Genomic DNA, 24,348 nt, shown 5'->3' with positions numbered 1-24,348 from the left:
GTGTCCAGCCCAAACCATGCTGGCAACAATTGCCGCAGCTGTTGGACTGGCAAGACCAATAAATACCCCTTTATCGACGGTATCTACCTGGGTATTAAATCGGGCCAAGCGCAGGGCGGCACAAGCTGCATATAAAAACGCGATAGCCCAGCCAAATTTGCCCAAAGAATCCAGCCCCCAGCTAAAAGCTACCAGAGCTGGAGCAAGGCCGAAAGAAACCATGTCAGAGAGGGAATCATATTGCACGCCAAAGGCACTTTGAGTGTCGGTCAGACGTGCAACCCGCCCATCCAGGCCATCCAAAACCATAGCCACAAAAATTGCGATCGCGGCAGCCTCAAAGTTTCCGCTCATACCGGCAATAATTGCGTAGAAACCGCTAAAAAGGGCTCCGGTGGTGATTAGGTTGGGCAAGAGATAGACACCGCGCGCGCGCACCTTTTTGCCATTCTCTGCAACCTCTTCCTCAATGTGCTCGTCGACGGGCAGACGAATTTCCTCATTCAGACCACTAATTGGGTCTTCGGGCTGCTTATCATCCCCTTGAACGCTCATAGACTCTCCGTTAATGCATTTTGCAGCCAGCGAGTGTACGCCATTGCCCTGTGTGGGCACAGGGCAAAAAAAAACGGCGGGGTATCCCGCCGTCTTTTTAGTTAAACAGTTCTCAACCGTTGCCTTCTGTCCGATCAATAATTTTATTCGCTTTGATCCAGGGCATCATGGCACGAAGCTTGGCACCCACCTGCTCAATTTGATGTTCTGCACCAATGCGGCGCTCAGCCTTTAAGCGCGGCTGTCCAGCGAGAGATTCCAACATAAAGTCCTTTGCGAATTTCCCGGTCTGAATATCCTTCAAAACGCGCTGCATTTCTGCTTTAGTCTCATCGGTAACAATCCGCGGCCCAGTGACATAATCACCGTACTCTGCAGTATTGGAAATAGAATAGCGCATGTCAGCAATACCGCCCTGATACATCAGGTCGACAATCAACTTCAGCTCATGTAGGCACTCGAAATAGGCCATCTCAGGCGCGTAACCGGCCTCAACCAGAGTTTCGAAACCAGCGGTCACCAGGGCGGAAACCCCCCCGCACAATACAGCCTGCTCTCCAAAAAGATCTGTCTCAGTCTCCTCACGGAAATTAGTTTCAATAATTCCAGAACGGCCGCCACCATTTGCACTGGCGTAGGAAAGTGCCAGTTCTTTCGCATTGCCGGAAGCATTCTGATAAACCGCAATCAGAGTTGGCACACCGCCCCCTTCAAGATAAGTGGAGCGTACAGTATGCCCGGGACCTTTTGGCGCAATCATAATGACATCTATATCTGCCGGCGGCTCAATCAGTTCGAAATGCACATTGAACCCGTGAGCAAAGGCGAGTGCCGCACCAGATTTTAAATGAGGGGCCACTTGCTCTTTGTAAATATTGGCTTGGTACTCATCCGGTGCCAGAATCATTACCACATCAGCATCTTTGACCGCACTCTCTACCTCGGCAACACGCAGGCCGGCACTCTCCGCTTTGCTCCAGGAGCCAGAACCCTTGCGCAAACCGACAACAATATTTTCTACACCGGAATCCTTGAGGTTATTGGCGTGGGCATGCCCCTGAGAACCGTAACCGATAATCGCAACATTTTTCCCGCGAATTAAAGACAGTTCACAATCTTTATCGTAATAAACTTGCATGACTAAATTCCTATTTCCTGCTATCTAAACACTTAATACTTTTTCACCGCGGGCAATTCCAGAAACCCCGGAGCGCACGACTTCCATAATGGTGTGCTCTCCCAATGCCTGTAAAAATGCATCGAGTTTTTGACCGGTGCCGGCAACCTGAACCGTGTACATACTGCTGGTAACATCCACTATCTGCCCACGAAAAATATCTACACTTCGTTTGACCTCATCGCGCTGGGCTCCATTGGCGCGCACCTTCACCAGCAATAATTCCCGCTCAATGTGAGAGCCTTCAGTAAGGTCAACCAGCTTCACCACATCAATTAATTTGTTGAGGTTTTTTGTTATCTGCTCGATCTTGTGATCATCACCTATGGTCACCATGGTGAGACGTGACAAAGTAGCGTCTTCTGTAGGCGCCACAGTCAAGCTCTCAATGTTGTAGCCGCGCTGGGAAAACAATCCCACAACTCGGGATAGCGCTCCCGGCTCGTTCTCCATCAAAACCGAAATAATTCTCCGCATTTCCTTAATCCCTATGTCCGTTCGGTTTTGCTCAGCCACATATCACGCATGGAGCCACTCGGCATGACTTGCATCGGGTAGACATGCTCAGAGGGATCGACATAAACATCGATAAACACCGTGCGGTCTTTATGCGCAAAGGCCTCTTGCAGTTTTTCATGCAAGTCTTCTCTTCGCTCAATCTTCACACCCAGGTGGCCATAGGCTTCTGCAAGCTTGACGAAGTCTGGCAGGGACTCTTCGTAGACACTGTTGGAAAGGCGCCCTTCGTACTGCATTTCCTGCCACTGCTTCACCATGCCTAGTGCCTGGTTATTGAGACACAGAATCTTAACCGGCAGATGGTATTGAGTAGCGGTGGACAATTCCTGAATACACATCTGGATACTGCCCTCACCGGTCACACAGACAACTTCTTTATCTGGGTGGGCAATCTTCACCCCCAGGGCAGAAGGCAGACCAAAACCCATGGTGCCGAGCCCGCCGGAGTTAATCCAACGGCGCGGCTTGTCGAAATGGTAATACTGGGCGGCAAACATCTGGTGTTGTCCAACATCAGAGGTCACGAAGGCATCGCCCTCGGTGATATCGTAAACCGCACGAATGACTTCCTGCGGCATGATCAGGGCGCCGTCAGTTTTGTATCGCGGAACGGTATAGAGGCCGTGACGTTCACGCCAGTCGTCTATCTGACGCCACCAGTCAACGATTGCTGACTGGTCCGGCTGTTCCTCACTGGATTTAAAGGATTCCAGCATATCAGCCAGTACTGACTGCACAGTACCAACGATGGGAATGTCGGCGACGATGGTTTTGGAAATAGAAGCCGGGTCCACATCAATATGAATAATCTTGGCTCCCGGACAAAATTTGCTGGGTGTATTGGTAACGCGGTCATCGAAACGCGCTCCCACCGCCAGAATGACATCTGCATGATGCATAGCGGTATTAGCCTCGAAGGTGCCATGCATGCCGAGCATACCGAGAAAACGTCTATCGCTGCCGGGAAAAGCGCCGAGTCCCATCAAGGTATTGGTCACGGGATAATTCAGATGGCGAGCCAACTCGGTGAGCAGTTCGGAGCCATCCCCCTGAACCACACCACCGCCGGCGTAAATTACCGGTCGCCGCGCCGATAGCAACAACGCCACCGCCTTGCGTATTTGTCCGCTGTGGCCCTTGCCCGCCGGGGTATAAGAGCGCATGCGCAGCTTATCCGGGTAGCGATAGGGAAAGCGCTCGGCGGGGTTGGTTACATCCTTGGGTACATCAATCACCACAGGGCCAGGGCGACCAGTCGTGGCTATATAGAAAGCTTTCTTAACGATCTCAGGAATATCCTCGGCGTTCTTCACCAGGAAACTGTGCTTTACGATTGGCCGCGAGCACCCAACCATATCGGTTTCCTGAAAGGCATCTTCACCGATCTTATCGCTGGGCACCTGACCCGAAATCACCACCATAGGAATCGAATCCATATAGGCGGTCGCAATTCCGGTAATCGCATTCGTGGCCCCTGGACCCGAGGTCACAAGTACAACACCCGCCTTGCCTGTTGAGCGGGCATAGCCGTCTGCAGCGTGAGTAGCACCCTGTTCATGCCGCACCAAAATGTGTTTGATGGACTTCTGCCTAAAGATGGCGTCATAGATATGCAGTGCCGAACCGCCCGGGTAGCCAAAAATCAGATCTACCCCTTCATCCTGCAGCGCGCGAACCAACATATCGCCGCCGGAAAGTAATTCCACTTGAGTCTCCTCAATTTACCTAGTTGGTAGGATAGCCATCACCAAAGAACCGCTAACCGAACGAACAACAAGAATGTTGAACGGCAATTGTAAAGGAAAATGATGACAGATATCAGCCTGTTGCGTGTTTACATGCCGATTTTTAGGATGAGATCATCGCGCGCAGTAAAACACCCAGCCTGAAACCGACACGGCGGTGTCCGAATTGCAGGCTAGCAGGCCTCCAGGGGTGGGGAGAGCCTCTCGGCGGAATTGCGGTGGAGGGGTGGTCCACCTGTGCTAGTGTCCTGGCCGCGGGTGTGCGGAGACGACTACTCGCCGAGGAAACAGTCGATTTTGCCAATCCAACATTGACTGTCAATAGACATGACTGAAAGTGTTAAGAGAGTTACAGGAAAGTCCACCGTTACCGGTACAATATGTCGGGTAAGGAAAGATACAACGATGAGGGGTAATCCGATGCGCATCGCACTCGCAATGCTATTCTCCGGCCTGGCACTGGCCGCTCAAGCCAACGGCATCTACAAGTGGGTGGATGAGAACGGCGTAGTGCACTTTGGGGAGCAGCCACCCAGTAGCACTGAAGTTGAAGTTATAAAGAAGCCGAAGTCGGAGCGCTACAAACAATGGGAAGCGGAACAACAGGCTGCGATAGCTGCAGAAAAAGCCAAACAAGTGGCTGCCAAGCCCACTCCCGAGAGAAAAAATACCACAAAACAAGAAGCTCAAGGCCCCTCAAAAGTGGATGAGCAAGTAGCCCGCGCCCAAGCAGCTGCACGCGCACAACGCTGTGAGTCCTCCCAGAAAAACCTAAAAGCCCTGACTACCCACGCTCGGGTACGTGAAATCGACGAAGAGGGTAATCACCGTATGCTGGGAGAAGATGAACGCCAGGAACGCATTACCAAGGAAAAACAGAGTATTCGCGATAACTGCTAAGCCCTAGCTTTTAAAGCTCTTTATAAGGCGTTTCGTTAAACTGCTCCAGGCTGTAACGCTCGGTGTAATAGCCGGGTTCAAACAGCCTATCTGCCCTGGGCACCGTCACCCGCGCAATACTCAGCTGCTTAACCAGATAGGGGCCATCCTGATCGGCATCGCGGATCATCAGACCGTAAAATTCGAAGGGGATCCAGTGGCGCCCTGGAGAAAGCTCAACCGCATATTGGGTGCTGCCAATGGGCGTCTGCTCATCGTTGTAGAGGGAACCACGGAAGTAAAAACGGCCCTGTTGCAATATTTCCACTTCGGCTTCCACTAGTAAATTACCCTCACTGGTAAGCGAGTCCCGCAAGTTGCCGGTATAGCTGCCCGTATCCTCTGACAGTGTAAATGCCGCTGCATCGCGCAGGCCATCGATATCCGTATCCACGATGATCTTATAAATACCCGTTGGCAGCGACTGCCCTTGGTAAGCTCCCGCCTCTATCTCCGCCTCGTAAACCAAGTCCCCGTTACCATCTTCAAAGGTCAGTGAACCCAGCACATGTTGGTCATCCAACACCATTAGGGCGGTCAGGTCCGCTGGTACCTTGACACCATCGCTATCGGTCTGAAAGGCGAAGACACGCACGGTATCACCATACAGATAGAACTTCTGATCAGTCCACAGGGTCAAGGTGTCTCCATTGTCACTGTAGGTAGTGCGCTGGTCTGGGGCATGGGTCTGGGAAATCGGATCCTGCGAAGCGCTCTTGATCGCGCGATTTTCCGGTGGATAGCGGTGAAATTTTGCCAGATCAGAGAGCAGTGACTGGTGCAATTCGGTCTTGACCGGCCGCGCCTGGATCTCCTGCCAAACCTGAACAGATTTATCCTCGACCGGTTTCTCTTCAACCAGCGCTACCTCTTGAAGCTCGCCCCTCTGTGGCTGTGGGGCATGGAGCCCCCCAGCTTCCGCCTTGGCAACAACCGCTGTGGATACTTCCCCACCCTCACCAGTGAACCAATAAGCCACGGCTGCGGCGATAAGGACAATGGATCCCAGGATGGCTAAGCGCCCCTTGAGGCGATTGTTGCTGACGGACATGGGCTAGCTCCCGCAAAAATTACTGAGTACAGGCGGCAATTCGGCCGGCGCTGTTTTTACCAACCCCACAATTCAAACCATCGGGAATGCCATCGTAATCCGGAGACAAAATACCGCCATTGCGCTGAGCATCGTGATCGGTATAAATGCTGGCCAGATTGTAGGAGCGAGCCGTACCCTTATTGTCGTTGTCACAGGAGAAAGTGGCACTGCCGTAGGCAATACCCATGAAGGTGTCGTACTGCTTGAGGTTTGACCAGAGGCTTCGTTTGCCGGAACCAGAGCAGTTCATCTGGGAAGCGAGATTAATATAACCATCATCTTCACCATTCAACAGTGCCGAGGAAACGCTTTCTGCACCGGGAAAGCCCGCGTAGCCGCCAATGGTGTAGACAGGCGCACCCAGATTAGTGCCCACATAATTACGCACGGTATAAATATCGTTGGTCTGCATATAGCGCACCGCGGCACACTCCCTGCCAAAGAAGAGGTCATTGATCACCTCGTCATACCAAGTGCCATTACAGATACGATCCACGCCCTCGGTACCGGTGATTGCTCCACCAGTGGTGAAGATCGCAGCCACTCCGCTAATCGCACTATCAAAATCCACAGTAACCGCGTTGGCATCACTCAGGCTGGCAACCTGCACTTCCTCAGAAACGGTTTTACAGCTCTTGCTGCCCCACCAAGTTGTCGAGCACTTCTTAACATCCTGTACTTCAGTATCTGTGTCGTACTGATTGTAAGCCCGGTTGTAGTAAGGTGATCCTTCAACAGCGTTGCCAGCGATATACATCATCTGCGCAGCGCCCTGGCTGTGGGAAATAATCCAGAAGGTATCATCGGCAGAACACTGGTTTTCGTGTTCGAACCTGTCTCCGGCTCCACTGCGAATCTGAATAATTTGCCGTGCAATTTCACCGGAGGTTTTATCGTGCCAGTAGGGCAGCTCACCCTCATCGGTAGAGTTGTACCCCACTACTCCGTAATTGCCGCCGCTGACTAGCAGCTGGTCGATAAAACTGCTGTTTTTATATTCATCGAAATAGGTTTCGCTCCAATAGTCCAGTGCCGGTTGCACTAAACTCCCATCGCTCGCTGTACTGGTTGTATGCCCCTCGACTCCATGTCCATGGACCAGGATGTAGCAGTTCTCCGCTACCGCTGCAGAAGTGCCTACCATCGCAGCAAAAAAAACAGACAGGCCTGCGCCCAGTCGTTTAGACAGTGTCATGGTTATTGACCTTTATAATTTTATAAGTGGATATTTACTGACTGCAGAGTCTCGAGGTATCCGTTTCGCAACACACTGCAGACCCCTGCAACTTATCTGCTGAGGTGGGTGCCGCAATAGGATTTATGGCGCCACAGGATGATCAAGTGCGCCACATGAGGCGACCGGTTCGTCATAATTCACATTATTGTTTTCTTAGATTGATACGCCTTTGCTATGATCGAATTAACGCCACCCGGACGGCAAAGAGTCATGAGAGACCAGAATAAAAATATGTCCGGCCATGCCGGCGTGCCTAAAATATTTGCACCCTATTTCGTTACAGCTGCTGCGCGGCTGGGTATTCCTATTGGTACTCTAATTGAGCGGCTGCCTTTCGCATTTAGCTGGAATCCTCGAGAAAATGAGCGACTCAGTTACAGCGAGTTCAATGCACTGATTGAAAATCTGGTAGCACTTTCCCCAGTTTCTTCACCGGGACTCAGTTTCAGTCGCTTTCCTATTATCTTGTGGCTGGAAGAAACCATTATCGAGGCGCAACCCTCCCTGCGGCGGCCACGGGAAATACTGCGCCCTGCGGAAATTGTTTTATCGCAAACCCTGGCGCCGCTACTAAGATTCGAAACAAGACAAGAAAAAGAATGTGAAGTCCTCACTCTGCAATGGCGCTTAGAATTATTTAGCGAACCGGTAAACCATTTCTTTGCCGAAATGTTAATGGCCCGAATCGCGGAATTATTGCGTACGCTGAACCCCCAGTTTACTGAGGTATGCGGTGTTAAGTTGCGCAGGCCAAAACCCGAGGATGATTCTATTTATGCCCGTATATTCCAAAGCCCAGTAGAATTTGACTGTGATACCAACGCCATTATTCTTGGCTCTGAAACACTGGATTTTCCTATCCCCAGCTACCACAAGTTACTGCGTAGCCAGAGCCGAAATGTTTTAAAAACTGTTTTACACAATACGCTATCGAGTTACAACTTAGCCGCGAGCCTGCGCTCATGGCTGGAAAAACACATTCTCCGCGAGGAAGTCACCATTAAACAGGCCGCCGCTCACTTTCGCACCAGCGGCCGCACCCTGCAAAGGAGATTGAAAGAACAGGGGGTTACTTTTCAGGAGCTAAAAGACAGTGTCACCCTGGCCCTGACCAAACGTCTACTACTGTCCTCCAGTGAATCTGTCGAGAGTATCGCAATAAAGCTGCACTTTGCCGAGCGCGCGGTATTTACCCGCTTCTTTAAAAAACACGAAGGGGTTACTCCCAGTGAGTTCCGCCGTAGTAACACCACAAGGGGTATCCTCGACGCTTAAAACTATCGTGCACGAGGCCATTAATTGCCCTGCACTTGTGCCCTTATCTTTTCGTAATCCCGCCCCAAATAAAGATACATGGCAGGCACCACAAAAAGCGTAAACAATGTGCCAATCGTCATACCCGAGGCGACGACCAGCCCCATGGCAAAACGGGCCCCACCACCGGGCCCTGAAGCAATCAGCAGTGGCACCATTGCCAGCACCAGTGATGCCGTTGTCATTAATACCGGCCGCAGACGAATAGAAGTAGCCTCCTCTATAGCGGTACGCTTATCAACTCCCCCCATTTGTAATTTATTGGCAAACTCCACAATTAGAATTCCATGCTTGGAGATAACGCCGATTAGAGTCACCAGTCCCACCTGGGTGTAGATATTAAGTGTGGTTAGACCAAGACTTACAAAGATCATAGCGCCGCACACACTCATCGGGACAGTCACTAACATAATGAGAGGGTCGCGCCAGGACTCAAACTGAGCCGCCAGCACCAGATAAATTACTATCAGTGCGAAGAAAAAAGTTATGACTAATTCAGAACCTTCCGTTTTGAATTGGCGGGATTGACCGGAATAGTCCACAGAATATTCGGCTGGCAGTATTTGCCTCGCAGCATTTTCCAAAACGTCCAACGCTTCACCTAGGGTGACACCCGGGCGCGGCACTCCGGATATCGTAACCGCATTAAGTTGCTGGAAGCGTTTTAATTGCTGTGGTTCAACGATTTGGCGCAGATTAATCAGGGTATTAATAGGAACCAGGTCCCCGTTAATCGCCCGGATATAATATTGCTTCAACTGGGCAGGAGTCAGGCGATCAACTCGCTCGACCTGGGGGATCACCTTATAACTACGATTATCAAGTGAAAAGCGATTAACATAAGCACCGGAAAGCATTGCCCCCAGGTCACGACTGAGGTTCACCATATCCACCCCCATCGTCGCAGCCTTCTCTCGGTCTATTTCAATAACGACCTTAGGCTTATCAATTTTCAGATCGGAGTCCAGAAAAATGAACTTCCTGCTTTGCAAGGCCTTTGCCATGATCTCACTGGCAACATCGGCGAGATTCTCCACTGGCTCTGTTGCCCCGATAACAAATTCCACCGGCAGTTGACCACCTGCAGTGGGCAAGCTCGGCGGCACAACCACAGCCACTTTAAGACCAGCGATGTTGCGCACATCCTCACTGATTAGTTCCTGCATTTGTGCAGTGTCACGTTTGCGCTTTTCCCAGGGCCCTAATACAAAGCCCGCCGTAGCATTATTGACACCACTGCTAAAAGTACCGGCGCCATTGAGCAGGAAAATATTTTCCACCTCAGTATAGAGATCAGCAATATCCACCAACTCCCCTGTATATTGCTCAACATAATCCAGTGTGGCATAAGCATCTGCTGTGGATATAGTGAGGACCAAACCCCGATCTTCTGTAGGCTCCAGCTCCTGCGGTGAAGTAATAAAAAGAAAATAACAGCTCACCAAAACAATCAAACCAAAAAGCAAAATAACGCTGCGTTCCTCTAATGCGTTGTGCAAGCGCTTTTCAAAACCCTTCTGTAAATTCGCAAAGCGCCGCTCCAACCAGGCCTCCAAGCGTGTCCCCCCACCGTCACGCGGCTTCAGTATCCTAGAAGCCATCATTGGTGAAAGTGTTAGCGCGACCACACCCGATAGCAGTACGGCACCGGCGAGAGAAAACGCAAACTCGATAAACAGAGTTCCGGTAAGGCCACCGAGAAAGCCAATAGGAATATACACGGCGATCAAAGTGGTAGTCATGGCTACTACTGGCCATGCTAGTTCTCGAGCCCCTACAATGGCTGCTTCGCGAGGCGTGAGCCCCTCTTCAATATGGCGGTGCACATTTTCCAAAACGATAATCGCATCATCCACGACTATGCCAATAGCCAGCACCATACTTAACAGAGTTAGCAAGTTGATGGAAAAGCCCATCAACAGCATCAGAAACATTGCACCCACTAGGGAAAGAGGAAGCGCGATGGCAGGAATCAAAACACTGCGCAAAGACCCCAGAAACAGGTAGATGACCACGATAACGATGATCACTGCCTCGACAATGGTACGCACCACCTCAGAAATAGAGTCCTGAATATACTCAGTACTGTCATAGGGAATTTCTCCCTGCATCCCCTCCGGTAACTGCGGGAAAATTTCACTCTCCAGCTTTTCCCGTACATGTTTGATAACATCCAAGGAGTTTGCATTGGGGGCGACTTCAATAGCAATAAAAGTTGCAGACTGCCCGTTAAATGTCACAGAGCTATCGTAAGTCTCCGCTCCCAACTCAATATCCGCTACATCTCTAAGTCTTACCAATTGATCGCCGCTCGCCCGCACCACCAGATTTTGAAAATCCACTTGGCGGGAAATATCCGTGTCTGCACGTATTTCTATTGCTACTCTAGAGCCCTTGGTAGCCCCCGCTGCAGAAAGGATATTGTTATTGCGCAGGGCATTGGCTACGTCTTCAGGTGTCACCTCCAACGCAGCCATTTCTTTAGGCTTCAACCAGGCGCGCATAGCAAAAGTACTGTCCCCAAGCAAACGTGCACGCTGTACCCCGGCTATAGTAGCCAGCTTGGGCTGCACAACCCGAACTAAGTAATCGGTAATTTGATTGTTAGCAAGGATCTCCGAGGAAAAAGAAAGGTACATGGCAGCGGTTGTTTCCCCTTGCTGCATCTCCACACTGGAATCCTCAGACTCTTCGGGCAAGTCGCTACGCAATTTATTTACCTTGGCAACAATTTGAGTCAGCACCTCGTTGGGGTCGTAATCAAATCGCACATAGGCATTGATGGTCGAGAGCCCCTGTACGCTGGTAGATACCATGTAATCTATGCCATCCGCCGTTGCAATCTCCTGTTCAAGCGGCGTGGTAATAAATCCCTGTACAAGATCGGAGTCTGCTCCCACATAGACAGTAGTGACTGTAATAACTGCATTCTCCAGTTCCGGATACTGGCGAATATTTAATTCAGTTATTGAGCGCAAACCCAGCAGAAAAATAAATAAACTGACTACTGAAGCTAATACCGGTTTACGAATAAATATTTCTGTAAAATTCACCGCAACACCCAGTAGAAATTAACTGTTTTCAGGAGTGGGAGATGGGTCCTCTGGCGGCTTGTTCTCATTGTTGATTACCGCAGCCTCACCGTTGCGCAATTTGAGCAAGCCGCTGCTGGCCACCTCATCGCCCTGTAGCAATCCTTCTACAATTTCCACCAGATCACCGCGCTCCTCCCCGGTTTTAACAAAACGTTTGTTTGCGGTGACACTGTTATCAGAGGCATCCGTTTCCAACACAAAGACCGATACGCCATAGGGAGCAAACAACAAGGCCGTTCGGGGGACCGAAAGTACTCGACGGCTGGCTTCAATTTTTACAGAAACCTGGGCAAACATACCTGGGCGCAGGTGCTTCTTGGGGTTTTCGAGCGTAGCCTGTATCAGGAAATTGCGGCTGGCCCTATCTACTCTGGGGTCTACCGCGGTAATTCTCCCCAGATAGGTTTTACCGGGAAAAGCATCGGTAGTCAGGCTGATTGGCATCCCCTCCTTAACCAGAGAGTATTTCTGCTCTGGCAGGGAAAAGTCGACAAAGATAGGCGTGAGCTGTTGAAGAGTGACTACCGCGTCCCCCGGGCTGACATTCTGCCCAAGATCAATACGGCGTATTCCTAGAACACCATTAAAAGGCGCCAGCACTCTACGCTGATCCACCCTGGCGCGCTGTACCTCGATATTGGCCACTACCTGATCCAAGGTGCTACGTGCACTATCGAGCTCTGCTTCGGTGGTCACACCACGCGCGGTAAGCGTTTTAATTCGTGCATAATTGCGCCTTGCCAAACGCAGCTCAGCATCCAGAACCTGCAGCTGTGCTTTCTCCGGCTCGGCGAATATTTCCACGAGAAGGTCGCCTTTGTGTACATACTGGCCGGACTTGAAGTGGATAGCACTAACCACACCCTCGGCCTCTGTCGTAACCTCAACACCATTGACGGCACGGACTGTACCAACCCCGCTTAAATCCTCTGGCCAATTTTGCACCTGCGCCTTCGCCGAGGTCACTGTAGGAGCCGGCAAACGCATATTGTCCAGAAATTGATTCACCATACGCTGGGCAATAAATTTATACGCAAAAATACCGCCAAAAAGTACCAGGCACCCGAGCAGCATAAGCACCATGCGTTTACTGATAATTTACCCCCGATCATTCACAACAATGCCGCGGATCAACAAGACGGGAAGTCTGACTCTGGGAGCCACCAACTGAACAGACCACCAGATTTAGTTTATAAAGAAAATCCCGTGCGTATTGTTAGACTCTCATTGGATTAGCCTGAAATGATATTTGAACGCCACGGAAGGGACGGAAGTGACGATAATGGTGAAAAGATAGGTACCTGCACCCAATTTTTGAGCGAGATTAAAGAAGGAGGAAGAAAACGAAATATCCTACTCTAAGAGTCGATGAAACAGATGTATAACCACCTGTTTCATCGACAGACAAACGAATAATACCGACTAGCGAAATACCGCCCGATCACCCTCGACATCCGCGTGGATAGTGGTGCCGGGAGTAAATTTACCTGCGAGCACATCTTGCGCCAGTGGGTTTTCCAGCCAGATTTGTATCGCCCTTTTCAGTGGCCGCGCGCCATAGACCGGATCAAAGCCCACCTCAGCAAGCTTATTCAACAGGCCCACGGAAACCTCCAGCTTCAGATCACGCTCGCTCAGACGGCGGCACAATTGTCGCAACTGAATTTCCGCAATGGAGCGCACTTCTGCCTTATCCAGCGGGTGGAATACCACTACCTCATCAATACGGTTAATAAATTCTGGGCGGAAGTGATTGCCCACCACTTCCATCACCGCATTTTTCATCTGTCGATAACGAATTTCGGCATCCAAGTCATCTCCACTCTCGGCGCTGGCAAACTTTTGGATCAGGTCCGACCCCAAGTTGGAAGTCATCACTACAACAGTATTGCGAAAGTCCACGGTGCGACCCTGGCCATCGGTCAAGCGACCATCATCCAGCACCTGCAGCAGGATATTGAATACATCCGGATGTGCCTTTTCCACTTCATCGAGCAACACTACTGAGTAGGGTTTACGACGCACCGCCTCAGTCAGATAGCCGCCCTCCTCGTAACCCACATACCCCGGAGGTGCGCCTATCAGGCGGGCCACCGAGTGCTTTTCCATAAATTCCGACATATCGATGCGCACCATGGCATCTTCGGTGTCGAAGAGAAATTGTGCCAGCGCCTTACAGAGCTCAGTTTTACCAACCCCGGTGGGGCCCAGAAATAGGAAAGAGCCGTTGGGGCGATTAGGATCAGCGAGACCCGCGCGGGAGCGCCGCACCGCATTGGCGACAGCTTCCACCGCTTCACCCTGGCCTATAACACGTTTGTGAAGCTCGTCTTCCATACGCAGTAATTTTTCTCGCTCGCCCTCCAGCATTTTGGAAACCGGGATACCTGTCCAGCGAGAAACAACTTCGGCCACTTCTTCATCGGTCACCCGATTGCGCAACAGGCGCGGCTCTTCACTTGCCTCATGGGTTGCAGCAGTCTTCAACTGTTGTTCCAGCTGTGGGATAACACCGTACTGCAGCTCCGACATTCGGGTTAAATCACCGGCGCGACGCGCCGATTCCATATCCAACTTGGCCTGTTCCAGTTTCTCTTTCAGGTCGTGGCTACCCGCAAGCTGGGATTTCTCCGCTTTCCAAACTTCCTCGAGATCGGAGTATTCCTTTTCCAGCTGGTGAATTTCCTCCTCCAACTTGGCTAAGCGCTTCTGTGTGGCCTCGTCATCTTTATCTTTTTTGACTGCCTCGCGTTCGATTTTAAGTTGGATTAAACGGCGCTCCAGTTTATCCATCGATTCCGGCTTGGAATCTATTTCCATGCGGATACGACTAGCCGCTTCATCGATCAGGTCGATGGCTTTGTCCGGCAGCTGACGATCGGTAATATAACGCTGGGACAATTTGGTGGCAGCAATGATGGCCGAGTCGGTGATATCCACACCGTGGTGCACTTCGTAGCGTTCTTTTAATCCCCGCAATATGGCAATGGTATCTTCCTCGGTGGGCTCATCCACCAGTACCTTTTGGAAGCGACGTTCAAGGGCCGCATCTTTCTCGATGTACTGGCGATATTCATCCAGGGTTGTGGCGCCAACACAATGCAACTCACCACGCGCTAGAGCCGGTTTAAGCATATTACCGGCATCCATAGCGCCCTCGGCTTTGCCCGCCCCCACCATGGTGTGCAGCTCATCAATAAACAGAATGATCCGTCCTTCCTGCTTGGAGAGCTCATTGAGAACAGCTTTTAAGCGCTCTTCAAATTCTCCTCGAAACTTGGCGCCGGCCAGTAGGGCACCCAAGTCCAAAGACAACAGACGCTTGTCTTTGAGGCCCTCGGGAACCTCGCCGTTCACAATTCTCTGCGCGAGCCCCTCGACAATCGCGGTTTTACCCACACCGGGTTCACCGATCAGTACCGGGTTGTTTTTAGTGCGGCGCTGCAATACCTGTATCGTACGACGAATTTCATCGTCGCGACCAATCACCGGGTCCAGCTTGCCGGCTATTGCGCGCTCGGTCAGATCCAAGGTGTACTTATCCAATGCCTGACGTGCCTCTTCCGCATTGGGATCGTCAATTTTTTCATCACCACGCACTTTTTGTATCGCTGCCTCTAATTGTTTTAAGTCGCCATTGGCATTGAGTATTTTGGCAATTTCCCCTGCAGCAGAATCAAACGCAGCGAGTAAAACTGTCTCACTGGAAATAAAACTATCACCATTTTTTTGCGCTTTTTTATCCGTGAGGTTCATCAGGCGCATCAGCTCCTGCGACATACCCACATCCCCAGTGGGGGAACTGATAGTTGGCAGGTTATCCAGCCTTTTAGCCAGATCATTGCGCAGACCATTTAGATTAAATCCGGCCTGCGACAAAAATGCAGGCACGCTGCCGTTATTTTGGTTGAGCAGCGCAAGCAACAGGTGCTCTGGATAAATTTGGTTGTGATCTCTGCCAACGGCCAGAGATTGTGCATCGGCAAAAGCTGCCTGCAGCGGGTTTGTCATTCTGTCTATACGCATGAATGCAACCTCTCCTACTCGGGGATTTTTGTAGTACTGGGTCGATAGCAGCCAAGCGGTGCCACGCTTCAGTGTAGTGTTGGGAAATAAAATAGGGGCGGGAGGAAGGTTTTCAATGATTTAAATCAATTGGTGGAAATTCCTAACGTAAATCACTAATGCGCAAAATAATTTTTTCTTAAATCTAGTTTTAAATCCATACCTGAAGCTTGATTTTTGCGCTTAAGACCCCAATGGAAGTCAAAGGAAAAAGTGGTTCACTCTGCCATAGCCTTACCCCAACTCAGGCAAAGGAAGCGAAAGCGACGTAAGACATAGAAAGCACAGCAAAAATCACTCGCCTTCCTTTACTGTGTTCTCAGCTTTCATCATCCGCCAACCAGATTAATGAAGCCATTCGTCCGGTAGTTCTTTCCCTGCGGTAAGAAAAAAAACGTTCGGCTTCATTCACTGTACAATATTCTCCCCCATAAATATTTTCTATGCCAAGTTCAGCCAATTCAGCTCGCGCCAGGGCATAGATATCAGCAAGAAAGTGCAAGGGTTTCTTACTGTGGGGACGAAAACACTGAGCAATCGCCTCGGTATGCGTGCCACTTTGCGCATGCTCGAAAAAGGCTTCTAAAACATCGACGCCCGTTTCAAAAGCTTCGGGGCCAATCGCAGGCCCCAGCCAGACTAGTAATTCTTTTGGGTCGCAATCAAGCGCAGTAACCGTGTTACGCAAAATGCCCTCGGCCAAACCGCGCCACCCCCCATGTGCTGCAGCTACCCTGGTGCCCGTCTTGTCGCAGATAAGCACCGGCAGACAGTCGGCTGTGAGAACCGCGCAAGCAGCGCCACCGCCAAGATTAAAGCTGGCATCAGCGGTACGCACAAGCCCATCGCTCTGTGCCTCAATGACCTTGTCACTATGAATCTGCTCCAGCCACTGAGGCACCGCCGGCAGCTTCAACTCCTCCGACAACTGCTGCCGGTTGGCCATTACTGCAGGCTCCTCATCCCCCACATGGGCGCCAAGGTTGAAGCTGCTAAAAGCTCCGGAGCTAACACCGCCATTGCGCAAGGTAGTGACGGCACGCACCCTGGCTGGCGCCGGCCAAGAGGGAGTCAGGTAATGATCGAGGGACATAGTTTTTCTGCTTTATATCGATGTTGCGGAGCGGGCCATGACTGCACACTCCACCTCAAGTGAAGATATAGTCACAGATTTCACTCACTCCGATCCCTATTGAGGAGCTCGAGTAACTGAAGCATATCCGTTGGCATAGGAGCACACCAGTGCATATTTTCCCCGGTGCGCGGATGAACCAGAGCCAACTCTGCAGCGTGTAGGGCCTGACGGGGAAACCCCTGTAGTGCTTCAACCAGCTCCCTGTTAGCCTCGGCGGGCAATTTAGGCCTACCACCATAAAGCGGGTCGCCGACCAATGCATGACGTATATGGGCCATATGTACTCGAATCTGGTGGGTACGCCCGGTTTCCAGCTTGCAGCGCAACAGGGTGTGGGCACGGAAGCGCTGCTGTACTTGATAGTGCGTGATGGCTTCTTTACCACCAAAATCGAGTACCGCCATTTTCAGTCGATTCTGGCGATGCCGACCGATAGGTGCGTCAACGCGACCGGGGCCGGTGATATAGCCTTGTACTAAAGCGTCATACTGCCGACTGACCGTCCGCTGCTTCAATTGGTCTACAAGGTGTACCTGTGCCGGTAAAGTCTTGGCGACAACCATCAGGCCACTGGTATCCTTGTCCAAGCGGTGCACAATGCCAGCACGGGGAATCATCTCCTGATTTGGGCAGTGGTGCAGCAAGCCGTTTAGCAAAGTGCCATCAGGATTACCCGCAGCCGGGTGAACCACTAGGCCTGCAGGCTTATTGATCACAATGAGACTATCGTCTTCATAGACAATATTCAGGTCCAGGGCCTGGGCACTCCAGCTTCCCTGAGCCTCCAATTCCGCGCGTAGACTGAGCTGCTCACCGCCAAATAGCTTATCCTTAGGCTTGGCAACAGCACCATTCAAGGTGAGCTGGCCGCCTTTGATCCAGGATTGCAGGCGAGCGCGGGAGTAATCGGGAATTAATTCGGCTGCTGCCTGGTCTAATCTTCGACCAGCCATACTGGCCGGAACTTCAATATCGAGTTTTAGGTGGTCATTCATCAAACAATTGCAAATACTTTGGGCAGCTCCGGGACTGTGTTTAAATGTCTGGAGCGCCAGATTAATCTTGGCGGATAGTTTAATAAGGTAGAGTGTGAGAATGATAGAGCGAGGGGCTATGCAAGCCTGGAAAATGCTGTCGCTGGCCTTGGTGTCGGTATTATTGGTTGCCTGTGCCAACACCGATGACTCAGAAGAGGGCCTGCCCACTGGCAACCGCACTGAACAAGCCTTCTACGAGGCTGCCCAGCGGCAACTTCGCACTAGCCAGTGGGATCTGGCGATCAAGAACCTGCGCGCCCTGGAAGACAACTTCCCCTTCGGCAACTATGCAGAACAGGCCCAGCTGGAGCTGATCTACGCCTATTACCGCAACTATGAAAACGATGCCGCCATCGCCGCAGCGGACCGTTTTATCCGGTTGCATCCGCAACACCGCAACGTCGATTACGCCTACTACATGAAGGGACTATCCTCCTTCACCGAGGGCGCCGGCCTGTTTGAGCGCTTTATGCCTACCGACCTCACCAACCGAGATCCAGGCGCTGCTCGCGAATCCTTCGCCTACTTCTCTCAGTTGATGGCCCGCTATCCGGAAAGCCGCTACGCCGCAGATGCGCAGAAACGCATGATTCACTTGCGTAACCTGCTGGCTCGCTATGAGATCCATGTGGCCAACTACTACTTCAAGCGCGGCGCCTACCTCGCCGCCGCCAACCGTGGCCGCTATGTTGTGGAAAACTTCCAGCAGACTCCGGCCGTACCCGATGCACTCGCAGTGATGGTACAGGGCTACCACATGATGGAGATGCCGGAGCTGGAAGCCAACGCCCTGAGCGTGCTGCGCAACAACTATCCCAAGCATCCAGCGTTCAATGAAGATGGCACCTTCAACTATGACTTCTTCAAAGGCGCCAGCGGTCGCAGCCTGGTACACCGAGTTACCCTCGGGTTGTTTGAAAAGTCTGATCCCGAAGGTTTCGATAGCCGTGAGCTGTATAACCCCGAGTACAACCGCGATGAAGCCCCTCTCCCTCCGGAGCTGATGTAATACCCCTTACAAAACATAAAACGGCGCCTTTCGGCGCCGTTTTATGTTCTAGTCCAGCTTACTCGCCAGCCTTCCAACCATTGGTTATCGGGTAGCGTCGATCTCGGCCAAAACCCCGCTCTGAAATCCGCACACCCACGGCAGCCTGGCGACGCTTGTACTCATTGCGTGATACCAGGCGCACTACACGCTCCACAATGCTGCGCTCAAATCCCTGCTTAACAATTTGCTCGGCACTATAGTCTCTGTCAACGTAGAGATTCAGAATCTCATCCAACACCTCGTAGGGAGGCAGACTGTCGGTATCCGCCTGATCTGGGGCCAACTCAGCACTTGGCGGTCGTGTGATAACAGTTTCAGGAATGACTTCCGAGACCGTATTTCGATAGCGCGCCAACTCAAACACCAGTACCTTAGGTACATCTTTTAGCGCGTTGAAGCCCCCAACCATATCTCCGTAAAGAGTCGCATAACCGACTGCCATTTCACTCTTATTACCGGTAGTCAGTACCATGGCCCCCTTCTTATTGGAGATCGCCATAAGCAATACTCCGCGAGCTCGCGCCTGCAGGTTTTCCTCGGTGGTATCTCTCGCATTACCTGCAAACTCTTCCGCCAATGCCCCCATGAAGGCATCGAAAATGGGCTCAATTCCAATTTCCCGGTAATTGACGCCAAGGCGCTGTGCCTGATCGGCGGCATCGGTCTTACTCAGATCTGAAGTGTAATGGAATGGCATCATCACTGCTTCCACCCGATCTTTGCCCAGTGCATCCACGGCAATCGCCAGGGTCAAAGCCGAGTCAATGCCACCTGAGAGTCCCAGTACCACACCGTTAAAACCATTTTTATTAACATAATCGCGTACTCCCAGTACCAGCGCCTGATAAACCGATGCCAGATCCCCCATAAGAGGCGCCACCTCACCGGGTAATAGGGTTACTCTTCCACTCTGCTGGGAAACCGATACGGGCAGTAACTGCTCGGCAAATTCTTCTGCCCTGGCGCAGATCTGTCCATCGGCATCCACAGCCATTGAACCCCCATCGAAGACCAGCTCATCCTGACCACCACACCAATTCACGTACACAATTGGTGTTTCCGCTACACGCGCCTGAGTGGATATCAACTCCTGTCGCTGAAGAGATTTACCGCGATGAAAGGGAGAGGCATTGATATTCAGAATCAATTTGGCCCCTGCCTCTACGGTCTGCTGTATGGGTTCCCGATGCCAGATATCCTCGCAAATGCTAAAGCCTACCGAAATACCCTTGATATCCACGACACAAGGTTGATCACCTTTGGTGAAATAACGCTTCTCATCGAATACTTGATAGTTTGGCAATTTTTGCTTGGCATACTCCGCCACCAACTCTCCGTTGGCAATCAGGCCCGCCATATTAAACAGCTTGCCGTTTAGATGACGGGGATAACCGACCAGAATCGCACAGGGCAGCTGAACCGCTTTCAATGCTTCCAGTGCAGCCTCAATACGGGTTTGCATACTGGGACGCAGCAATAAATCCTCTGGAGAGTAACCGCACAAAGTCAACTCGGGAAACAGAACCAAATCTGCACCCAATTCACGGTGTGCCCTATTAGCCACCTCAATAACTCGAGCGGTGTTACCGGGAATATCTCCCACGAGAGAATTGATTTGTGCCAGCACTAGCTGCAAAGTAGACATGGTTAAACCTCGGACAAGACAGGCCGCCATTGTAACCCCTGTGGGCTCTAACGGCAGCGGTCACCATAACAACATACCGGGAAACCACCTTGAGTAGTACCAACGACACCAGTACAACCCCCTCTTTTCAACACCATGAGCTATTGCGAATTTGCGCAATTTATCGGCTATCTATCGCCCTAGTGTTACTTGGAATTTTCTATTCGGATATAGGAGCCGGCGCCCTTGGAGATACTGCACCGCTACTTTTCTTATATACAAGCGTGGTGTATTCCCTACTTAACTTTGGCTGGTTAATTTTTTTACGCCAGCAGGCCTATCAAGTAGGCACAGGGCAAATTGGTATCATTCTGGCCTGTGATATTCTGGTTTTCCTTCTTTTAATTGAATCCAGTGGTGGCTTGAACTCCGGTCTCGGCTATCTACTACTAATCAATTGTTCAATCGGATCTATTCTTTTAGATCGCCGAATGAGTGCCTTCTTCGCGGCGCTGGCAAGTCTCGGGGTCATCGGCCTAGAGTTGTATAATTTGATCTCAGGTAAAGGCACCAGTCAGGATATTGTCGCCGCAGGAAGCCTAGGCCTGTTGCTATTCGCCACGGTGAGCGCATTACAATATTTGTCTGTACGTATTCGTAGCGCCAATATTCGCGCCGACCAGCAAAGCCGCCAAGCTGCACACCTTCAGCGGCTGGCACAGCAGATTATTGAGCGTATGGGCACCGGAGTACTGGTAATGGGCCCTACTGGCCAGCCCGAGCTGATTAATCAGGCAGCCCGACGGCTCTTGGGAGAGCAGTTACACGCTAAAAGCCTCGCAGGGGGCTCACTACTCCAGTCAATTCGCCAGTGGCGCGATACTAAAGGACCCGATACTTCACTGCTACAAGGGGACAATGGTAGAGAACTGCACCTAAACTTCGCGAAGCTCGAGCATGAAAGCGGCAACAGTTCACTGGTATTCGTAGAAGATAATCGCAAGCTAACCGTAGCTGCACAGAAATTGAAACTTGCCTCTCTCGGACATCTCACCGCCTCCATCGCCCATGAGATTCGCAACCCTCTCTCGGCTATCAGCCATGCTGCCCAACTGTTGTCTGAGTCCTCCCAATTGGCTGAGGAAGATCACTATCTCACCGAAATCATCTGTAGGCAGAGCCAGAGGGTTAATCAGATCGTCGAAAATGTTATGCAACTCTCGCGGCGTCGAGCAGGCAATCCCCAGGAACATGACATCAGTAGCTGGCTACAACAGTTGATCCAAGACTATAACGCCGGATCCATTGGGGCAGATCAAGTTGAGCTCGACCTACCTGAGAACCCCCTCAAAGCCAGGTTTGACTCGGCACAAATGGCCCAGGTGGTCACCAATTTAACCGACAATGCCCTGCACCACTCTCAAGTAGCCTCCGGCAAGAGACATGCCTCAATTAGTGTGTACTACAATTCTGAGCGCGGTTGTACTCAATTGGATGTGAAAGACCAAGGGCCTGGGGTTCCACAGGCACACCAAGACAAGATTTTTGAGCCCTTTTTCACCACCGGCAGCCGCGGCAGTGGTCTGGGTCTTTATATTGCCCGAGAACTCTGTGAAACCAATCAGGCCAATCTCTACCACTGCCGTAGCAAGGATGATATGAGTTGCTTTAGAGTTGAATTTGCTCACTAAAAGAATGTGACTTGATTCTGCTCAGGAATATTTCCCAAAATGTATGAGAATATTCGTAAAGAATTTCTGACATAATCAGAATCGGCACCTTTGCCCACAATCTCCACAAAACAAGAAAAGACAGAGAATTGATGCTACCTCTGGCCCTGGTTGTCGATGACGAACCGGATATCTGCAAACTAATCACACTCACTCTGCAGCGCATGGATGTGAACTGTCACACCGCCGCCAGCTTAGCGGAGGCAACACGCCTGCTTAAAGAGAACCACTATGATTTTTGCCTGACCGACCTGCGTCTGCCAGATGGCGATGGTCTACAACTAGTCGAGCATATCCAGAGTGGTGTTCTTCGAGACTTGCCCATCGCAGTGATTACCGCGCACGGCAATATGGATACTGCCATTAAGGCGCTAAAGCTCGGCGCATTTGACTTTGTCAGTAAACCGGTCGATTTAGAACGGCTTCGCAACCTCGCTCAGCTGGCCCTACGCGTGAATAGGGAGCGAGATCCACAACAGAGCAAGAGCGCGAAGCAGCTGCTCTTAGGGGAAGCCCCCAATATGCGCAAGCTGCGCGAACAGATAGCCAAAGTTGCGCGCAGTGATGCCCCGGTTTATATCAGTGGCGAATCGGGCTCAGGTAAAGAACTGGCTGCCCGGTCCATTCATTCCCAGGGAGCCCGTGCCGACAAACCTTTCGTCCCCATTAACTGTGGAGCCATTCCCACTGACCTTATGGAGAGCGAGTTTTTTGGGCATAAAAAAGGCAGTTTTACCGGCGCACATAAAGACAAAGCGGGTCTACTACAGAGCGCTCAGGGCGGTACTCTATTTCTTGACGAAGTTGCCGACCTACCTCTGGATATGCAGGTCAAGCTTTTGCGTACAATACAGGAAAAACGTATTCGGGCTATAGGCGCAAGCCAGGAAACTCCTATCGATGTACGTATCCTCAGCGCTACTCACAAGGACCTGGCCAAAGAGGTCAGCGAAGGGCGCTTTCGCAGCGACCTCTATTACCGCATCAATGTAATCGAAATATCCACACCCCCTCTACGCGAGCGCAGTGAAGATATACCCTTATTGGTCGATGCCATTATGCAGCGTATTGCCCAAAATTCAGGGACAATACCCCCTGGCATATCTACCGATGCCATGCAAGCCCTACAGGCTTTCCCCTTTCCCGGTAATGTTCGCCAACTCGAAAATATCCTCCAACGCGCCTTCACCCTATGCGATCATCAGGAAATTTGCCTTGATGACCTGCTACTGGAGAAGGATGAGCAATCGCAAGATCGAGAGGCTTCCTCTACTAGCACTAAAGGTGAAGCCTTAAATAGAAACCAATCGGAAGAAAACAATCGCTTTGATCCCAGCCAGTACAACTCCCTAGATGAATTCCTGCAGGATATTGAAAAAGAAGCGATTGAAAGCGCACTCACCAAGACTCGCTGGAACCGTACCGCCGCAGCTCAGAAACTTGGTATCAGTTTTCGCTCACTGCGTTACCGGTTGAAGAAATTGGGGCTGGAGACTTAAGGTGGTCAAGGGATATCACACTGATCCGTGTGATATCCCTTAGACATTCTTTTTAGCCATTAACAAAGTAAAGAGTAAAAAAAGAAGAGTCTCACCAGCACTCTGAAGTATTTGATCCAGTTGCCGTCCTAGCTCCTGCTTCATCCAACTTTAGCGCAGTGCATTCACTGTCTTTACTTTGGCTCTTTCCTGCAACAGGTTGCGCAGTAAGATCAAAAGTTGCTGCCGCTAAAATACCTGTGACTGTGTAGTAACCTTTCTCAGATTCAATACTGTTTCCCTCTGTGATTGATGCTGCGACGGCACAATTATCATTATTGTAAGTGCTATAAGTTGTAAAGCAGCGCTGTAACCTATGTGCAACGTCATTTAATACGGTTTGCGCATCAGTTCGATTCCCCTCTCTTATCATTTCCATATACGAGGGGATGGCTACAGCACTGATGATCCCAATAATCAGAACAACAACCATCAATTCCACTAGAGTAAAACCTGAATTTGGTTTTTTAACATTCATTTTCATAAGCTACTTT

At 51.0% G+C, this 24,348-nt stretch carries 18 protein-coding genes (1 of these 18 running past the window's edge); 5 read left to right on the top strand and 13 right to left on the bottom strand.

Annotation, left to right across the window (positions count from 1 at the left end):
• From pssA to ACJJJA_RS04040, 4 genes are all read right to left on the bottom strand, one after another.
• Window positions 1-555, bottom strand: partial view of a CDP-diacylglycerol--serine O-phosphatidyltransferase gene (pssA, locus tag ACJJJA_RS04055; protein WP_444903789.1) — the 5' portion only. Its footprint begins 321 nt before the window's first position; the window shows 555 of its 876 coding nt (coding positions 1-555); its start codon is at window positions 553-555; the stop codon falls past the left edge of the window.
• 112 nt (window positions 556-667) lie between these two features.
• Entirely contained in the window at window positions 668-1,693 is a 1,026-nt protein-coding gene (ilvC, locus tag ACJJJA_RS04050) for a ketol-acid reductoisomerase (RefSeq protein ID WP_444891386.1), read from the bottom strand.
• A gap of 24 nt (window positions 1,694-1,717) precedes the next feature.
• Entirely contained in the window at window positions 1,718-2,209 is a 492-nt protein-coding gene (gene ilvN / locus ACJJJA_RS04045) for an acetolactate synthase small subunit (RefSeq protein ID WP_252084471.1), read from the bottom strand.
• 11 nt (window positions 2,210-2,220) lie between these two features.
• Complete coding sequence (locus ACJJJA_RS04040; RefSeq protein WP_444903788.1) at window positions 2,221-3,957, bottom strand: acetolactate synthase 3 large subunit; 1,737 nt, start codon at window positions 3,955-3,957, stop codon at window positions 2,221-2,223.
• Between the two features lie 459 nt (window positions 3,958-4,416).
• Between ACJJJA_RS04040 and ACJJJA_RS04035 the strand changes: the two genes are divergently transcribed.
• Entirely contained in the window at window positions 4,417-4,896 is a 480-nt protein-coding gene (locus tag ACJJJA_RS04035) for a DUF4124 domain-containing protein (RefSeq protein WP_252084469.1), read from the top strand.
• A 10-nt stretch (window positions 4,897-4,906) separates the two neighbouring features.
• Here ACJJJA_RS04035 and ACJJJA_RS04030 read toward each other — a convergent pair whose 3' ends face one another.
• Complete coding sequence (locus ACJJJA_RS04030) at window positions 4,907-5,986, bottom strand: DUF4785 family immunoglobulin-like domain-containing protein (RefSeq protein WP_444903787.1); 1,080 nt, start codon at window positions 5,984-5,986, stop codon at window positions 4,907-4,909.
• Between the two features lie 19 nt (window positions 5,987-6,005).
• Window positions 6,006-7,223, bottom strand: coding sequence for a hypothetical protein (locus ACJJJA_RS04025; protein WP_444903786.1), 1,218 nt, complete (start codon window positions 7,221-7,223; stop codon window positions 6,006-6,008).
• A gap of 252 nt (window positions 7,224-7,475) precedes the next feature.
• Here ACJJJA_RS04025 and ACJJJA_RS04020 point away from each other — a divergent pair, with 252 nt between their 5' ends.
• Entirely contained in the window at window positions 7,476-8,540 is a 1,065-nt protein-coding gene (locus ACJJJA_RS04020) for an AraC family transcriptional regulator (protein WP_444883728.1), read from the top strand.
• Window positions 8,541-8,560: 20 nt separating this feature from the next.
• On the opposite strand, the gene ACJJJA_RS04015 is transcribed toward ACJJJA_RS04020, so the two are convergent.
• The 5 genes from ACJJJA_RS04015 to rluD form a co-directional block, all read right to left on the bottom strand.
• Window positions 8,561-11,632, bottom strand: a complete 3,072-nt coding sequence (locus ACJJJA_RS04015; protein ID WP_444903785.1) for an efflux RND transporter permease subunit — start codon at window positions 11,630-11,632, stop codon at window positions 8,561-8,563.
• Window positions 11,633-11,650: 18 nt separating this feature from the next.
• Window positions 11,651-12,748 (bottom strand): efflux RND transporter periplasmic adaptor subunit, encoded by a 1,098-nt coding sequence (locus ACJJJA_RS04010; protein ID WP_444887986.1) that lies wholly within the window; start codon window positions 12,746-12,748, stop codon window positions 11,651-11,653.
• 348 nt (window positions 12,749-13,096) lie between these two features.
• Entirely contained in the window at window positions 13,097-15,700 is a 2,604-nt protein-coding gene (gene clpB / locus ACJJJA_RS04005; protein ID WP_444903784.1) for an ATP-dependent chaperone ClpB, read from the bottom strand.
• A 358-nt stretch (window positions 15,701-16,058) separates the two neighbouring features.
• Window positions 16,059-16,832: a peptidoglycan editing factor PgeF gene (gene pgeF, locus ACJJJA_RS04000; RefSeq protein ID WP_444903783.1), complete on the bottom strand. Its 774-nt coding sequence runs from the start codon at window positions 16,830-16,832 to the stop codon at window positions 16,059-16,061.
• 80 nt (window positions 16,833-16,912) lie between these two features.
• Window positions 16,913-17,869, bottom strand: a complete 957-nt coding sequence (rluD, locus tag ACJJJA_RS03995; RefSeq protein WP_444887984.1) for a 23S rRNA pseudouridine(1911/1915/1917) synthase RluD — start codon at window positions 17,867-17,869, stop codon at window positions 16,913-16,915.
• A gap of 100 nt (window positions 17,870-17,969) precedes the next feature.
• On the opposite strand from rluD, the gene ACJJJA_RS03990 reads away from it, so the two are divergent.
• Window positions 17,970-18,920, top strand: a complete 951-nt coding sequence (locus ACJJJA_RS03990) for an outer membrane protein assembly factor BamD (RefSeq protein WP_444903782.1) — start codon at window positions 17,970-17,972, stop codon at window positions 18,918-18,920.
• Window positions 18,921-18,978: 58 nt separating this feature from the next.
• Here the strand turns inward: ACJJJA_RS03990 and ACJJJA_RS03985 are convergent, their stop codons facing one another.
• Window positions 18,979-20,607, bottom strand: a complete 1,629-nt coding sequence (locus tag ACJJJA_RS03985; RefSeq protein ID WP_444903781.1) for an NAD+ synthase — start codon at window positions 20,605-20,607, stop codon at window positions 18,979-18,981.
• Between the two features lie 89 nt (window positions 20,608-20,696).
• Between ACJJJA_RS03985 and ACJJJA_RS03980 the strand changes: the two genes are divergently transcribed.
• The gene (locus ACJJJA_RS03980; RefSeq protein WP_444903780.1) at window positions 20,697-22,277 is read left to right on the top strand and encodes a sensor histidine kinase; all 1,581 of its coding nucleotides are present in this window, start codon (window positions 20,697-20,699) and stop codon (window positions 22,275-22,277) included.
• Between the two features lie 131 nt (window positions 22,278-22,408).
• Entirely contained in the window at window positions 22,409-23,815 is a 1,407-nt protein-coding gene (locus tag ACJJJA_RS03975) for a sigma-54-dependent transcriptional regulator (RefSeq protein WP_444903779.1), read from the top strand.
• Window positions 23,816-23,906: 91 nt separating this feature from the next.
• Here the strand turns inward: ACJJJA_RS03975 and ACJJJA_RS03970 are convergent, their stop codons facing one another.
• Complete coding sequence (locus ACJJJA_RS03970) at window positions 23,907-24,338, bottom strand: type IV pilin protein (RefSeq protein WP_444887980.1); 432 nt, start codon at window positions 24,336-24,338, stop codon at window positions 23,907-23,909.
• Window positions 24,339-24,348 lie beyond the last annotated feature (10 nt).

The sequence above is a fragment of the Microbulbifer mixtoriginis (SeqCode) genome, assembly GCF_052466865.1.
This window is presented reverse-complemented; position numbering and strand designations above follow the sequence as displayed.

Excerpts from the sequence above, each read along its gene's own strand:
- ACJJJA_RS04025 (WP_444903786.1), bottom strand. The coding sequence starts at position 7,223 with ATGACACTGTCTAAACGACTGGGCGCAGGCCTGTCTGTTTTTTTTGCT.
- ACJJJA_RS03990 (WP_444903782.1), top strand. The coding sequence starts at position 17,970 with ATGATAGAGCGAGGGGCTATGCAAGCCTGGAAAATGCTGTCGCTGGCC.
- ACJJJA_RS03975 (WP_444903779.1), top strand. The coding sequence starts at position 22,409 with ATGCTACCTCTGGCCCTGGTTGTCGATGACGAACCGGATATCTGCAAA.
- ACJJJA_RS04035 (WP_252084469.1), top strand. The coding sequence starts at position 4,417 with ATGCGCATCGCACTCGCAATGCTATTCTCCGGCCTGGCACTGGCCGCT.
- ACJJJA_RS03985 (WP_444903781.1), bottom strand. The coding sequence starts at position 20,607 with ATGTCTACTTTGCAGCTAGTGCTGGCACAAATCAATTCTCTCGTGGGA.
- pgeF (WP_444903783.1), bottom strand. The coding sequence starts at position 16,832 with ATGTCCCTCGATCATTACCTGACTCCCTCTTGGCCGGCGCCAGCCAGG.
- ilvC (WP_444891386.1), bottom strand. The coding sequence starts at position 1,693 with ATGCAAGTTTATTACGATAAAGATTGTGAACTGTCTTTAATTCGCGGG.
- ACJJJA_RS04030 (WP_444903787.1), bottom strand. The coding sequence starts at position 5,986 with ATGTCCGTCAGCAACAATCGCCTCAAGGGGCGCTTAGCCATCCTGGGA.
- clpB (WP_444903784.1), bottom strand. The coding sequence starts at position 15,700 with ATGCGTATAGACAGAATGACAAACCCGCTGCAGGCAGCTTTTGCCGAT.
- ACJJJA_RS04020 (WP_444883728.1), top strand. The coding sequence starts at position 7,476 with ATGAGAGACCAGAATAAAAATATGTCCGGCCATGCCGGCGTGCCTAAA.
- ACJJJA_RS03970 (WP_444887980.1), bottom strand. The coding sequence starts at position 24,338 with ATGAAAATGAATGTTAAAAAACCAAATTCAGGTTTTACTCTAGTGGAA.
- ilvN (WP_252084471.1), bottom strand. The coding sequence starts at position 2,209 with ATGCGGAGAATTATTTCGGTTTTGATGGAGAACGAGCCGGGAGCGCTA.
- rluD (WP_444887984.1), bottom strand. The coding sequence starts at position 17,869 with ATGAATGACCACCTAAAACTCGATATTGAAGTTCCGGCCAGTATGGCT.
- ACJJJA_RS04010 (WP_444887986.1), bottom strand. The coding sequence starts at position 12,748 with ATGCTGCTCGGGTGCCTGGTACTTTTTGGCGGTATTTTTGCGTATAAA.